Origin of the sequence: Nocardia sp. NPDC051750, from assembly GCF_044453135.1 — a bacterium.
GTDB lineage: Bacteria > Actinomycetota > Actinomycetes > Mycobacteriales > Mycobacteriaceae > Nocardia.
The window spans coordinates 211575-225460 of sequence record NZ_JBITCK010000009.1; the positions used below are offsets into that span (position 1 = coordinate 211575).

15 protein-coding genes and 1 riboswitch are annotated in these 13886 nt (G+C 67.4%); of the genes, 9 read left to right on the forward strand and 6 right to left on the reverse strand.

The window, feature by feature from the left end:
- The first annotated feature begins 89 nt into the window (after nucleotides 1-89).
- Nucleotides 90-938 (forward strand): alpha/beta fold hydrolase, encoded by an 849-nt coding sequence (locus tag ACIA75_RS34460; RefSeq protein WP_397111259.1) that lies wholly within the window; start codon nucleotides 90-92, stop codon nucleotides 936-938.
- 146 nt (nucleotides 939-1084) lie between these two features.
- Here the strand turns inward: ACIA75_RS34460 and ACIA75_RS34465 are convergent, their stop codons facing one another.
- Entirely contained in the window at nucleotides 1085-2332 is a 1248-nt protein-coding gene (locus tag ACIA75_RS34465; protein ID WP_397111260.1) for an acyl-CoA dehydrogenase family protein, read from the reverse strand.
- Between the two features lie 217 nt (nucleotides 2333-2549).
- Between ACIA75_RS34465 and ACIA75_RS34470 the strand changes: the two genes are divergently transcribed.
- Nucleotides 2550-3644 carry a transglycosylase SLT domain-containing protein gene (locus ACIA75_RS34470; RefSeq protein ID WP_397111261.1) on the forward strand — a complete coding sequence of 365 codons (1095 nt, stop codon included), beginning with the start codon at nucleotides 2550-2552 and terminating at the stop codon, nucleotides 3642-3644.
- A 150-nt stretch (nucleotides 3645-3794) separates the two neighbouring features.
- On the opposite strand, the gene ACIA75_RS34475 is transcribed toward ACIA75_RS34470, so the two are convergent.
- Nucleotides 3795-5012, reverse strand: a complete 1218-nt coding sequence (locus ACIA75_RS34475; protein WP_397111262.1) for an NADP-dependent isocitrate dehydrogenase — start codon at nucleotides 5010-5012, stop codon at nucleotides 3795-3797.
- Between the two features lie 275 nt (nucleotides 5013-5287).
- A riboswitch (SAM riboswitch) is annotated at nucleotides 5288-5398 on the forward strand.
- A 242-nt stretch (nucleotides 5399-5640) separates the two neighbouring features.
- On the opposite strand from ACIA75_RS34475, the gene ACIA75_RS34480 reads away from it, so the two are divergent.
- Nucleotides 5641-6786, forward strand: a complete 1146-nt coding sequence (locus tag ACIA75_RS34480; RefSeq protein WP_397111263.1) for a homoserine O-acetyltransferase — start codon at nucleotides 5641-5643, stop codon at nucleotides 6784-6786.
- A 10-nt stretch (nucleotides 6787-6796) separates the two neighbouring features.
- Here ACIA75_RS34480 and ACIA75_RS34485 read toward each other — a convergent pair whose 3' ends face one another.
- From ACIA75_RS34485 to ACIA75_RS34495, 3 genes are all read right to left on the reverse strand, one after another.
- Nucleotides 6797-7042 (reverse strand): DUF3017 domain-containing protein, encoded by a 246-nt coding sequence (locus tag ACIA75_RS34485; RefSeq protein ID WP_397111358.1) that lies wholly within the window; start codon nucleotides 7040-7042, stop codon nucleotides 6797-6799.
- A gap of 108 nt (nucleotides 7043-7150) precedes the next feature.
- Nucleotides 7151-7354, reverse strand: a complete 204-nt coding sequence (locus ACIA75_RS34490) for a hypothetical protein (RefSeq protein ID WP_397111264.1) — start codon at nucleotides 7352-7354, stop codon at nucleotides 7151-7153.
- A gap of 41 nt (nucleotides 7355-7395) precedes the next feature.
- The gene (locus ACIA75_RS34495; RefSeq protein WP_397111265.1) at nucleotides 7396-7620 is read right to left on the reverse strand and encodes a hypothetical protein; all 225 of its coding nucleotides are present in this window, start codon (nucleotides 7618-7620) and stop codon (nucleotides 7396-7398) included.
- 236 nt (nucleotides 7621-7856) lie between these two features.
- Here ACIA75_RS34495 and ACIA75_RS34500 point away from each other — a divergent pair, with 236 nt between their 5' ends.
- The 6 genes from ACIA75_RS34500 to ACIA75_RS34525 are packed head-to-tail and all read left to right on the forward strand — an operon-like array spanning nucleotide 7857 to nucleotide 13684.
- Nucleotides 7857-8834 (forward strand): STM4015 family protein, encoded by a 978-nt coding sequence (locus tag ACIA75_RS34500; RefSeq protein ID WP_397111266.1) that lies wholly within the window; start codon nucleotides 7857-7859, stop codon nucleotides 8832-8834.
- On the forward strand, nucleotides 8831-10090 hold the full coding sequence (locus tag ACIA75_RS34505; protein WP_397111267.1) for an STM4014 family protein: 1260 nt from the start codon (nucleotides 8831-8833) through the stop codon (nucleotides 10088-10090). Before ACIA75_RS34500 ends, ACIA75_RS34505 begins: the two co-directional genes overlap by 4 nt.
- Complete coding sequence (locus ACIA75_RS34510; protein WP_397111268.1) at nucleotides 10087-10908, forward strand: STM4013/SEN3800 family hydrolase; 822 nt, start codon at nucleotides 10087-10089, stop codon at nucleotides 10906-10908. The genes ACIA75_RS34505 and ACIA75_RS34510 overlap by 4 nt, the downstream gene beginning before the upstream one ends.
- The gene (locus ACIA75_RS34515; protein WP_397111269.1) at nucleotides 10905-12239 is read left to right on the forward strand and encodes an STM4012 family radical SAM protein; all 1335 of its coding nucleotides are present in this window, start codon (nucleotides 10905-10907) and stop codon (nucleotides 12237-12239) included. The genes ACIA75_RS34510 and ACIA75_RS34515 overlap by 4 nt, the downstream gene beginning before the upstream one ends.
- 6 nt (nucleotides 12240-12245) lie before the next feature.
- The gene (locus ACIA75_RS34520; RefSeq protein ID WP_397111270.1) at nucleotides 12246-13172 is read left to right on the forward strand and encodes an STM4011 family radical SAM protein; all 927 of its coding nucleotides are present in this window, start codon (nucleotides 12246-12248) and stop codon (nucleotides 13170-13172) included.
- A gap of 47 nt (nucleotides 13173-13219) precedes the next feature.
- Complete coding sequence (locus ACIA75_RS34525; RefSeq protein ID WP_397111271.1) at nucleotides 13220-13684, forward strand: tRNA (cytidine(34)-2'-O)-methyltransferase; 465 nt, start codon at nucleotides 13220-13222, stop codon at nucleotides 13682-13684.
- A 58-nt stretch (nucleotides 13685-13742) separates the two neighbouring features.
- Here the strand turns inward: ACIA75_RS34525 and ACIA75_RS34530 are convergent, their stop codons facing one another.
- Nucleotides 13743-13868 (reverse strand): hypothetical protein, encoded by a 126-nt coding sequence (locus ACIA75_RS34530; protein WP_397111272.1) that lies wholly within the window; start codon nucleotides 13866-13868, stop codon nucleotides 13743-13745.
- Between the last annotated feature and the right edge of the window lie 18 nt (nucleotides 13869-13886).

A 13886-nucleotide genomic window follows, 5' to 3' on the forward strand; every position in this document is an offset into this window, starting at 1 on the left:
GTCGACCTCTGCGGTGGAGGGGCCCACGACCCCGATCGACCGTACAATGACAGGTCACCGCTACTTGCCAGGAAGGGGTGACGACATCGATGTCAGGCACCTCCGCAACCACAGCACCCGAGCCGGTCACCGCCCTGCATCTGGGTTCCGGCGAACCGCTACTCCTCCTGCACGGTGTCCTGCTCTCACCGCATTGCTGGGAACAGACCGCCGCCCTGCTGGCCGCCCGGTGTGAGGTCTTCGCACCGGCACTCGGCGGGCACTGGGGTGGGCCGGAGTTCCCGGGTGGCCACTACTCCGCCACCACCCTGGCCGACGGGGTCGAGGCACAACTGGACGATATGGGCTGGCGAACCTGCCATATCGTCGGAAATTCGCTGGGCGGCTGGGTCGGGTTCGAACTGGCGCGCCGCGGCCGGGCTCGCACGCTCACCGCTATCGCGCCGGCCGGTGGCTGGAAAACCCCGTCGGTGACGCAGGTCCGCGCGGCCGCCAAGATCGCGCCGATGATCCCGATCACCGCAATGCTGCGGCAGCTGGGCAGTTCCCCGGTCGACAATCGGCTCGTGCGCTGGGTGATGGCCTCTCTGCTCACCAGGAACACCCGTGCGGTTTCCCGCGCGGATATCTCGGCCGTGGTCCTGGCCGCGTTGCACTGCCCCGCACTGCCCGCGCTGACCGCCGGAACCCTGCGGGGACCGTCCCTGGCGAATATGTCCGACCTGACCACCCCGGTCCGGGTGATCCTGGCCGATTCCGATCGCGTTCTACCGGCCACGGCGCACGGCCGGCGGTTCCTGCGTGAGCTGCCCGCGTCGGCGGACCGGATCATGCTGAACCGGGCCGGGCATGTGCCCATGCTGGAGGATCCCGAGCGGATCGCCAACCTCGTCGCCGAACACATCTACGCCAGCCGCGACCATCTGCGGGCTGTATAGTCCGGCGTGCCTTTCGCCCGAGAGGTTCGGGCCCCCTTGGCCGAAACCTCTCGGCGCCTCGCCGAACTCGGCGCCACCGCTCGTGTCGGGCCCGGCCGCCCTGGGCATGCGTGGGCAGGCACGTCACACCCTCGAACCGGCGATTTTCAGAGGCCGAGAATGCCCTTCGCTACGTGGGTGACCTGGATTTCGTTGCTGCCGGCGTAGATCATCAGTGATTTCGCGTCGCGGGCCAGTTGCTCGACGCGGTACTCGGACATGTAGCCGTTGCCGCCGAAGAGCTGCACGGCTTCCATCGCGACCTCGGTGGCCGTCTCCGAGGAATAGAGTTTCACCGCGGAGGCTTCCGAAAGGCTCAGTGGTTTACCGGCTTTCCCGCGTTCGATGATGTTGAAGACCATGTTCTGCACATTGATCCGGGCGACCTCCATCTTCGCCAGCTTGAGCTGGATGAGCTGGAACCGGCCGATCTCCTGACCCCACAGTTTCCGGTTGCGGGCGTATTCGGTGGACAGCCGCAGGCATTCGTTGATCACGCCCAAGGCCATGAAGCCGATGCCGACGCGTTCGGCCACGAAACTCGATTTGGCGCTCTCCCGGCCGTCGCCGCCGCGGTGTTCCTCGGTTTCGCCGAGCAACCGGTCGCGGCCGAGACGCACGTTGTCGAAGAACAGTTCGCCGGTCGGTGAGGCGTGCAGACCCATCTTCTTGAACGGTTTGCCCTGGGTGAGGCCTTCCATACCCTTGTCGAGCACGAAGGTGAGGACCTTGCGGTCGCGGGCCGGCGTACCGTCGCCCTCGTCGAGTTTCGCGTACACGACGAGGGTGTCGGCGAAGGGACCATTGGTGATGAAGGTCTTCTGCCCGTTGAGGATGTAGTCGTCGCCGTCACGCCGGACGTAGGTCTTCATCCCGCCGAACGCGTCGGACCCGGAATCGGGTTCGGTGATTGCCCAGCACGCGATCTTGCGGAGGCTGACGATATCGGGCACCCACCGCTCCTGCTGGGCGAGCGTGCCGCGGGACAGGATGGTCGCGCCGCCGAGGCCGGTGCTCACGCCCAGCGAACTGCACAGACCCATGCACACACCGGAGAGTTCACTGGTCACCACGGCCATCATCGTCTGCTGATCGAACCCGCCGCCGGAACGATCCTTTTCCTCGGCCGACGGCTTTTCCCCGCCTTCCGCCGCCGCGCGCTTGGCGGCCAACTGCTTGTTCAGGCCCTCTTCGGCCATGGCACCGATACCGAAGTCCGCGTAGAGCTTGCGCAGGACCGGATAGGGCAGCAACTCCCCGCTGTCCAGTGCGTCGAGGTGGGGGCGTACTTCCTTATCGATGAAAGTCCGGACCGCGTCGCGGACCATCAGATCGGTATCGGACCATTCGAACATCGTCACCCTCCGGGATCACCGTGCTACAGCGTAAACCGCGGGCCACAGGCACCGCCGCTTGTTGACAGCGTGCCAGTTTCCACCACCGGGCGCCAGAGTTCCGGCGGTTTCGCACGACCGGCGGTCAGGGTGCGACACCCGAATGGTCATATTCCCACTCCCGGGAAGGACGCCTGCTCCGCGGCGATAATGATGACGTGCAAGGTGCCGGATTTCGATGAGACCTGCAGGGTATTGGCAGGTCGAACTCGACCCACCGCCGGGAGCCAGTGGCGGGTTCAGCGCGGTTCTCGACGCCGCCGGACAGGCCATCCAGAACTGTGCCGATCTGATGGCGACCGGGGAACCGGCTGCGGCCCCGAACATGCTGGACATGTTCCACACTCACCAGTTGGTCCAACCGGGCGACCACTCTGTCATGGTCGAGAACTACCGCACGAAAATCGCCGATGTCGATGCGATCAGACGGTCAATGGAGCGTCAGCACGAGCAGGTGATGATTTCCGCCGGCAGCACATACGACGCCTCCAGCACGAAGCTCACGGCCATCAAGTTCCATGTGCAGGCGCTGCAAATGTTCCTGGGCGGCTCCTATCCATTGGACCGGCACGGGAGGCTGCCGGCGCACACCGAGGCGAAGCTTCTCGAATACGTCCTCGATACGGTCGACGACGTATTCGGCGAAACCGAGTCCGCCGTGTCGTGGATCGGTGAGGAGAGCTACCACATCGATGGCGGCACCTCGGACCTCGGCCGGGCCGGCACCACCGAACTCGGCAACACCGGCACCAACTCCCCCGGGAACATGGGGAGCATCCCACCGATGTTCCCCATGATGCCGGGTGATGACAACCGCGAACGTGAATCGGACGAGGAAGAAGAGGACAGGCCGAGATACCTGTCCGGCGCAGAATCCGATTACTCCCGCTACACCGGCAACACGAGCACCGCCGCGGCGATTTCCGGCGCACTGGATGCCTTGGGCATCCAGGACCCCGAGGCCCGCGAGAACTGGACGCGCGGATACCAGGTGTTGATCGCACGAGAGTCCGGCGGAAATCCCAATGCCGTCAACAACTGGGACAGCAATGCCGCGTCGGGACAGAATTCACGGGGGCTCACGCAGACGATTCCCGGCACCTTCCGGGCCTACCACGTGCGGGGAACGTCCACCGATATCCACGACCCGGTCGCAAATGTCGCCGCCAGCATGAGCTACGTGATGGATCGCTACGACGTCGCTCCGGACGGCAGCAACCTGCAGTCCGCCGTCCAACAGACCGACCCGAACAGACCCGCGAAGGGCTACTGAACGGCGATATCCGCGCACGCGGGACCCGCACGGCCGCACCCACGGCAAAGGGCGCCGAGAACACAGCCCTGTTCTCGGCGCCCCGGGGACGCTGCGGCTCCACGATCCGGGCGCTGTTCGCACGCCGGGTGCCGTGGAGCCGCGGTGTTGTCAGCGCAGCGCGCGCGCCAGGTTGGCGTCGAGCGCGGCGAGGAATTCCTCGGTGGTGAGGTAGCCCTGGTCCCCGCCCACCAGTGCGGCGAGGTCCTTCGTCATCTGGCCGCCCTCGACGGTCTTGATGACCACGTCCTCGAGGGTCTGCGCGAAACCGATCACCTCGGGGGTGTTGTCCAGCTTGCCCCGGTGCTCGAGGCCACGGGTCCAGGCGAAGATCGACGCGATCGGGTTGGTCGAAGTCGGCTTGCCCTGCTGATGCTGGCGATAGTGCCGGGTGACCGTGCCGTGCGCGGCCTCGGCCTCACAGGTCCGGCCGTCCGGAGTCAGCAGCACCGAGGTCATCAGGCCGAGCGAGCCGAAGCCCTGCGCGACGGTATCGGACTGCACGTCACCGTCGTAGTTCTTGCAGGCCCAGACGTAGCCGCCCTCCCACTTCATGGAGGAGGCGACCATATCGTCGATCAGCCGGTGCTCGTAGGTCAGGCCGGCCGCCTCGAACTGGGTCTTGAACTCGGCCTCGAACACCGCCTCGAAAGTATCCTTGAACATGCCGTCGTAGGCCTTCAAGATGGTGTTCTTCGTCGACATGTAGACGGGGTAGTTCTGCTGCAGCCCGTAGTTGAACGAGGCGCGCGCGAAATCCTCGATGGACTTCTTGAAGTTGTACATACCCATCACGACGCCGCCGTCTTCCGGCATCTGCACGACCTCGTGCACGATCGGCTCGCTGCCGTCCTCGGGAGTGAAGGTGAGGGTGACGGTGCCGGCCTGGAAGACCTTGAAGTCGGTGGCGCGATACTGGTCGCCGAAGGCATGACGGCCGATGATGATCGGCTTGGTCCAGCCGGGGACCAGGCGCGGAACGTTGGAGATGATGATCGGCGCGCGGAAGATGGTGCCGCCGAGAATGTTGCGGATGGTGCCGTTGGGCGACCGCCACATCTTCTTGAGACCGAATTCCTCGACGCGGGCCTCGTCGGGGGTGATCGTCGCGCATTTCACGCCGACGCCGTGTTCCTTGATGGCATTGGCAGCATCCACGGTGACCTGGTCGTCGGTCTTGTCGCGGTACTCGATGCCGAGGTCGTAGTACTCGAGATTCACGTCGAGGTACGGGTGGATCAGCTTGTCCTTGATGAACTGCCAGATGATCCGGGTCATCTCGTCGCCGTCGAGTTCTACGACGGTGCCTTCAACCTTGATCTTGGACATGGATCTTCGTGTCCTCCTAAGACTGGTGCCCTCATTGCACGGCCAGGCGAACACGCTTGTGAGCGGACCCCAGCTGTTCAACAGACAACGTATACATCCCGCGTTGTCCACGAGACGTCTGGTGTAACCAAGACGAGCGTACTGCTTCGGGTGGTCTCACGGTGCAGCCAGCCCCGGTAGTGAGATCTCACACGGGTGAACCGCGCCACAAGATTACCTGGTAGGGGCGTAGGCCGATTTCGATCCATCAGAGCGCACCGCTACCATGTTGAGCAGGTTATGAGCGCCAGCAACAAGCCCCGGCTCGCTGGCCGGCAACCCTCCTGCTGCGGTGGGGTGCTCCGGGTGATGACCGGGCTTCCGAAAGCCGGGAGCAAGCGCACGTCAGGAGGTCGCCGTTATGTGCCGGTGCTGGTCACGTTGATCCGGCACCCCCGCTTGTCGGCGAGCAACCCCCTATGTCTCTGGAGCACGATATGACCGATGGCAGTATCCCCGGCGCGACCGCTGTCCGAGCGACCCACCGGCAACATCCGGCCGCCGTGCCGCCGACGCCGCGCGGCCGGGACATGATTGATACACATCGGATATTGCCGCGGGATGCGGTCCGTCGCGCGGAAGCCATCGCGTGACGGTGGGCACCGAACCGACCACGGCCGCAGCCGTCGCGCAGTTACCCCCGGCCGACGGCACCCCCGGCCAGATCGATATCGGCGACCTCACCCTGGAGAACGGTGCCAGGGTGCCGGCTGTCCGGCTGACCGTGCAGCGCTGGGGCGAGCTGTCACCCGCCAGGGACAATGTGGTGCTGATCGAGCACGCGCTGACCGGCGACTCCCACGTGGTGGGCGAACCGGATGCCGAACATCCCCAGCCCGGGTGGTGGAACGGGATGGTCGGACCGGGCGCACCGATCGACACCGGCGAATGGTGTGTGGTCGCCACCAACGTGCTCGGCGGCTGTCAGGGCAGCACCGGACCCGCAACGCCGGCCCCGGACGGGGCACCGTGGGGTGCGCGATTCCCGGAAATCTCCATCCGTGATCAGGTGAGCGCCGAGCTGCGCCTGTTCGACCTGCTGGGCATCGACCGCCTGGCCGCGGCGGTCGGCGGATCGATGGGCGGGATGCGGGTCCTGGAGTGGATGCTGTGCGCGCCGGAACGCATCGCTTCGGCCCTGATCCTCGCGGTGGGTGCCCGCGCGACCGCCGACCAGATCGGCACGCAGACCACCCAGATCGCCGCCATCACCGGCGACCCCGACTGGCAGGGCGGGAATTATCACGGCACCGGGCGCGCGCCGACGGCCGGGATGGGTATCGCGCGGCGGATCGCGCATCTCACCTACCGCACCGAGGTCGAACTGGACAGCCGTTTCGGCAACAGCCCGCAGACCGGTGAGGACCCCTGGGAGGGCGGCCGGTACGCGGTGCAGAGCTACCTCGAATACCAGGCCGAGAAACTGGGGAGACGTTTCGACCCGGCCACCTACGTGCTGCTCAGCGAGGCGATGAACCGCCACGATATCGGGCGCGGCCGCGGCGGGATCGACGCGGCGATGGCGAGCACTCCGGTGCCGTGCATCGTGGGCGGAATCGACTCCGACCGGCTGTATCCGCTGCACACCCAGCGGGAGCTGGCGGAGGGGCTGCCCGGCTGCCGGCATTTCGAGGTCATCGCGTCCCGGGACGGCCACGACGCGTTCCTCACCGAAGCCGAGGCCATCGGCAAACTGCTGGACCAGACGATGGACCTGGCCCGTTCCAGCCGCTGAACCGGCCGGTTCAGCCCACGCCCAGCGTATTGATGGTGGCGGCGAGGAAGACGATCGCTGCGCCCAGCAGAGTCAGCGCACCCACATCGAAGGGTCTGCTGCGGACCGCGAGCAAGCCCACCCGCAGTGTCGGCAGGCACAACCGGAACGCGGCCGCGATCAGCGTCGCGCCGCCGAAGAAGAACGCCCCGCGCCGCCACCGGTCCTGCGCGACGAAAACCACGGCGACCGCGATCACCGCAACGACCACCACCATCGGCAGGTGGCAGCGCAGGAACACAGCCAGGCGGTTGCCGGTGCCGGGATCGTCCTCGGTCACAGTCTCGGCGTCGGTCACAGGTGCGATTGTTCCAGACGCCGGCGGTCAGGTCTGCGCGACCGGCTCGTACTCCTCAGCGGTCAAGCCGAAGGTCCAGGCAACGATCCCGGTACGGATACGGTCCACGATCGGCTCGGGGCCGGGTAGCCCCGCACTTTCGTAGGCGCGCCGCACGCCCGCCTCGGCCATGGCCCGGTTGCCGGGTCCGGTGGCGGCGGACAGTGTCCGCCACTGCTCGAATTCGGTCAACGGTTCCCTCGTTCCTGTCTCGCTCACAGTTACCGGCCGCGTCAGTCCGCGACGATCCGGACGGCACCCGGCAGGTACTCGCGTTGCCGCACAACCCGATACCACCCCTTCGGCAGGCCGATCGTGGCATGTTCTTCGTGCACCAGGCTCCCTCCCTCGGGCAGATACAACACCATGGAATTCGGTGTGTGCGGATCGCGGAAGAGCTTGCCGGGTGAGGTGATCGCATGGGCATGCCCGGTCACCTCACCGAGCGCCAGCACCATCCGGCCGCGGCGGTCCCGTGGTGCGGGCCGCCACCTTTCGGCCGATGCGGCAGCCGCCGCACTGTCGATCGGAATGATCAGGGCATCTCCCTTCGGCTGGTACGTGAGCCGAACGTGCCGGCGATTCGCACTGTGACCGGGCGAGCCGTCCGTTCTCGGGCTGCGGATGTCGGTCCGGGTTGGTAGAACGATCGCGGACATCGAGCCGATATCGGCTTCGGGGAGAGGAACAGAGAATGCCCGAGTATCTCGAGCGACTGGAAGAGTTCGGCGGGCTTCCCGTCTTCGATTTCCCGGATTCGCCCGGCGACGCCGCCTGTGCCGACACCATTCCCGCCGATGCGGGGTCGGTGGCCTGGCGGATCGCGGGGTCCGGTTTCGAGGTGGAGGTTCCCTGGCCCGAACATTTCGCGCGGTTCTGCGAACACGTGGACACCACCCGGGTGCGGGCGTTCGTCGTCGGCAACTGGGCCGATCTCTCCGACGGCGAGCCCGAGACGTCCGATCTGGTGGTGGAGGCGATGGTTGCCGCGCGCGCGAAGTTCCCGGCGCTGCGCTCATTGTTCCTCGGCGATATCGAACCGGAGGAAAACGAGATCTCCTGGATCAAGCAGGGTCCGGTCGCCGAGCTGCTGGGGGCCTTCCCGGAGCTGACCGAGTTCGTCGTCCGCGGATCCGAGGAGTTGAGTTTCGCGCCGATCCGGCACGAACGACTGGAGAAACTGACTATGCAGTCCGGTGGCCTGCCCGGCGAGGTGGTCCGCGGTATCGGTGCCGGTGATTTCCCTGCGCTCACCCATCTCGATCTCTGGCTGGGCACCCCGGACTACCTCGGCGACACCATAATCCCGGACCTCGCTCCGATCCTGGCCGGCGACCGATTGCCCAGCTTGAAGCATCTGGCCTTGCGTAACAGCGTGATCCAGGACGAGATCTGCGCTGCCCTGGCCGCGGCACCGGTGGTGGCCCGGCTGGAAACGCTGGATGTCTCGATGGGCACCCTCACCGATACCGGGGCGGCGGCCCTGCTCGCCGGGCAGCCGCTCACCCATCTGCGGACCCTGGATATGCATCACAACTACCTCAGCCCCGAGATGTGTGCACGGCTGCGGGAGACCTTGGAGCCGGGCGTTTTCCTCGATCTGGATCCCGACGATGCCGACAGCTTCATCGACGACGGTGAGGTCCACCGGTACGTGTCGATCAGCGAATGACCGCGGCGGAACCGGCGGACGGTTACCGCTGGGCGGTTGTCGGCAACGGGGCGAACCGGCGGGTCCGGTCGTTCTACGCGGCGGCGGAAGCGGCCGGAACGCGTCCGCCGCGGGTGGTCGAATGGCTCGACGTCCTGCACGCCGGCGGGCACACCTTCGCCGGCGACGAGCTGGTCCGGCTCGATTCGCCCGGGGAGGAACCGGAGGTGGACCGGCTGCTGCGCGGGATCACCGACCCGACCCGGGTGGAAGGCACGGCCCGCTGGTACGCCGGATTCGGTGCCGCCGTGGCCTCGCTGCGCGGCGGGTGCCGGCTCGACGATCCGGCGGAGCTGGCGGTGCTGTTCGACAAACGGTTGTGTCACGCCCGGCTGGCCGCGGCGGAGGTCGCGGTGCCCGAATCTCCGACGTCCGGTCGCACGGCGCCGATCGCCGGCTGGGACGAAGTGCGCGAATACCTGCGGGAGCCGAGCCTGCGGCGGGCGTTCGTGAAAATCGCGCACGGCTCCTCCGCCTCCGGTGTCCTCGCGATCGAAACGCATCCCTCGGGCCGGATCCGGGCAACCACGTCGGTCGAGCTCACCCCGGCCGGTGCCCTGCACAACTCGCTGCGCGTCCGCCGCTACCCCACGGAAGCCGAGATCGCCGCCATCGTCGACCGCCTCGCGCCGGACGGCCTGCATATCGAACGGTGGATACCGAAATCGACGCTCCGGGGCCGGGCGGCGGACCTGCGGGTCGTGGTGACCGCCGGCCGGGCGACCCATATCGTCGTGCGCTGCGCCTCGGTACCGATCACCAACCTGCATCTAGGCGGATCACGCGGTGATCCGGCGGCCGTCCGGCAGATAGCGGGTGCGCACTGGAGCCGGGCACTCCACCTCGCGGAACAGGCCGCGGCCTGTTTCCCCGCGACGCTGTGCGTAGGTGTGGATCTGCTGCCTACCGACGGCTGGCGGCGCTACGTAGTCGGCGAGGTGAACGCGTTCGGGGATCTGCTCCCCCGGATCACCGGGCTGCCCGGCACGCCTGCCGCGGGTCTGGACACCTACGCGGCCCAGGTCGCCGCCGCGCCGCGCTGGTACCGTGCCGTGCGCACCGCATCGGCACCTGGAGGATGCCCCTCCGGACTCCGGCCGACCGGAGTCGGCGGCGCAACCCGGGAGGTAGTGAACGCTGTGCCGAGTACCGAAAGAGCACCTGCCCCCGATTCCTCTCCACGCCCGGCGGGGTTTTTCCCAGGACCACGTCGATGAAGGAGGTGGTCGGCAGAGACGATCTGCTCCTACTCACCCTCGACACACTGCGCTACGACGTGGCCGTAGAAGAGACGGCCGCGGGCCGGCTGCCAAATCTGACGGCGGTACTCCCGAGCGGTCGATGGGAAGAACGCCACGCCCCGGGGAGTTTCACCTACGCCTCCCACCAGGCCATCTTCGCCGGATTTCTACCGACACCCGCGGCACCCGGTCCGCACCCCCGGTTGTTCGCCGCCCGGTTCGCGGGCAGCGAGACCACGGCACCGGAGACTTTCGTCTTCGACCGACCCGACCTGCCGACCGCCCTCGGGGAGCTCGGTTACCGCACGGTCTGTATCGGCGGGGTGGGTTTCTTCAACAACCAGGGCGCGCTGGGCAGCGTCCTGCCCGGACTGTTCGCCGAGAGCCACTGGGAGCCGGAGTTCTCGGTGGCCTCCCCCACCTCGTTCGAGGCGCAGGTGGCCCGGGCCGAGCAGGTGATCGCGACCATGCGGGCCGATGAGCGGCTGTTCCTGTTCCTCAACGTCTCCGCCCTCCACCAGCCGAACTGGTTCCATCTGCCCGGAGCGACAAAGGAATCCGGTGACACCCGGGAAACCCATGCGGCCGCGCTGCGCTACGTCGACCGCCACATCCCCCGGCTGTTCGGCGCGCTACGGGCCCGCGGCCGCTGTTTCGCCATCGTCTGTTCCGATCACGGCACCGCCTACGGGGACGACGGGTACACGGGGCACCGGCTCGGTCACGAAAGTGTGTGGACGGTTCCCTACGCCCATTTCTTCCTGGACGCGGATACCCCCGAGGACACCACATGACCCACACCCGTATCGCGCTACCCCGGCCCTACCAGAGCTACGTCTACGCCTACCCGCACAAGACCGCCTACCGTCCGCTGTCGCCGCGCCGCCCGCTGCGGGATCTGTGGGCCGATGAGCCGCGCGACGCACTCTCGCTGTACCTGCACATCCCGTTCTGCGAAATACGCTGCGGTTTCTGTAATCTCTTCACCCGCGTCGGTGCCCCCGGCGATCTCACCACCCGCTACCTCGACGCGCTCACCCGCCAAGCCGGAACCGTGCGCGACTGCCTGGGCGACCCGGTACGTTTCGCCACCGCAGCCTTCGGTGGCGGCACCCCCACCTATCTCGACGCCGGCGAGCTGACCCGGTTGTGCGATATCGCCGAACACATCATGGGTGCCGACCTTCGCGGTATCGGGTTCTCCGTGGAAACCTCCCCCGCCACCGCGACCACCGACCGGCTGACCGTGCTGGCGGCGCGCGGGGCGACACGCATCAGCCTCGGCGTGCAGAGCTTCGACGACGCCGAGGCCCGCGCGGCGGTGCGCCCCCAGCGCCGCGCGGATGTCGAGTCGGCCCTGTCGCGGATCCGCGACACCGGGGTGGCGAACCTCAATATCGACCTGATCTACGGAATCGACGGCCAGACCCCGCACAGCTGGCACACCTCACTGGAAGCTGCGCTCGCCTGGCGACCGGAGGAGGTCTACCTCTACCCGCTCTATGTGCGGCCGCTGACCGGGCTTTCCGGACGCCGGGACGAGGCGGCCGATCCGGAGTGGGACGAGCAACGCCTGCGCTTGTACCGGCAGGGTCGCGATCATCTGCTCGCCGCCGGTTACCGGCAACACTCCCTGCGGATGTTCCGCCGCATCGATGCCCCCGCAGCCGGGCCCGACGACTACGCGTGCCAGACCGACGGCATGATCGGCCTCGGCTGCGGCGCCCGCTCCTACACCCGCGACCTGCACTATTCCTTCGATTACGCGGTAGGGGTGCCCGAGATCCGCTCGATCATCGACAGCTATACCGCCACAAGAGATTTCGGTGACGCGCTGCACGGCCGGGTCATCGACGAGGACGAGGCACGCCGCCGCTTCCTGCTCCAGTCGATCCTGCAGGCCGACGGCATGGTTGTTGCCGACTACCGCGCACGTTTCGGCACCGGCCCGGAGTCCGATTTCCCGGTCGAACTGGGTCTGCTGGCCGACCGCGGCTGGCTCACCCATCCGACCGGCGAATTGCTGCGTCTCTCCCCGGAGGGACTGGCCTATTCCGACGCCATCGGCCCGGAATTCTTCTCCCCCGCCGTCCGGGCCGCCATGGCCGAGTACGAACTACGGTGACCGGCAGTGGATCTCACGCTCCTGTACCGCGGCCCTCTCGCCTCCTGCGATTACGACTGCCCCTACTGCCCGTTCGCCAAACGCCGGGACAGCACCGCGCAACTCCGCGCCGACCGCGCGGCCCTCGAGCGTTTCACCACCTGGGTCCGCGCCCAGCGTGACGACCGGATCTCGGTGCTGTTCACCCCGTGGGGTGAGGGGCTGGTCCGCTCGTGGTACCGCCGGGCGCTGGTCGAACTCTCCCGGGAAACCCACGTGGAGCGGGTCGCGATCCAGACGAACCTGAGCTGCCGCACCGATTGGCTGCGCGACGCCGACCGCGACACGCTCGCACTGTGGTGCACCTACCACCCCGGGCAGACCCCCTACCGGCGGTTTCTCGACAAGACCGGGCAGCTCGCCGCGGCCGGTATCCGGTTCAGTGTGGGGGTCGTGGGGCTGCCGGAGCATCTGGAGCACGCCCAGCGGCTGCGCGCGGACCTACCCCGCCACGTCTATCTCTGGATCAACGCCGCCGAGGGCCACTCCTACACCGATACCGAAGCCGGCGAGTGGACCGCCCTCGATCCGCTGTTCCCGTTCAGCCGCACACCGCACCACTCGCTGGGCCGGGCTTGCCGAACCGGGAACACGGTGCTGTCCGTCGACGGCGCCGGCGCGGTCCACCGCTGCCATTTCGTGAAGGAACCGCTCGGCAACCTCTACGACGGCTCCTATCGCGCCGCCCTCCGGCCCCGCCCGTGCCCGCGCGACCTGTGCGACTGCCATATCGGTTACGTCCACCTCGAAACGCTCCCCCTCTACGACGCATTCGCCGGCGGCGTCCTGGAACGCATCCCCACCACGCGCGCCCGGAACGACAGGGTGGACCTGCCCACACCGATCATCCACTCATCGGTTGCTGTGTCCACGCCGCCGGCCTGCCCGCACTGACCACCCGGCGCCGGATCCGGCGGCTCTCCGTGACAAGCTGACTTGCTGTGTTCAAGCTGATGTTCCATGAGCCCCGGATACCGGGGAACACCGGTAACGCCATCAGGATCGCGGCCGGGACGGGCAGTGAGCTGCATCTTATCGAGCCGCTCGGGTTCGATATGTCGGAAGCCAAGCTGCGGCGGGCGGGGCTGGACTACCACGATCTGGCGTCGGTGACGGTGCACCCCGATCTGGCCACCGCCTGGGCGCAACTGCGGCCCGAACGGGTTTTCGCCTTCACGACCAGGGCCGGCACCGCGCATACCGATATCGCCTACCGGCCCGGTGACGTACTGCTGTTCGGCGCGGAACCCACCGGTCTACCGGCCGAGGTCCTCGCGGACGCACACCTCACCGCAGAGGTGCGAATCCCGATGCTGCCGGGACGGCGGTCGATGAATCTGGCCAATGCCGCGGCAGTGGCGGTATACGAGGCGTGGCGCCAGCACGGGTTCCCGGGCGCGGTCTAGTACCGCCGGATACTACGGAACCGGCGGGACCCGGAACCGGCCGTACGCACGCCCGGGATCAGTCGATCTCGAACCGCTTGTGCCGTGCTGTCGCGCCGGCCGTGAGCCGCACCGCGCTTGCCTTGCGACTGTTCGGCTTGTTGACATCCTCCCGGCCCTGACGGGCCGGGATTCCCTGCCTCACGACAGAGGGTTCCTGTTT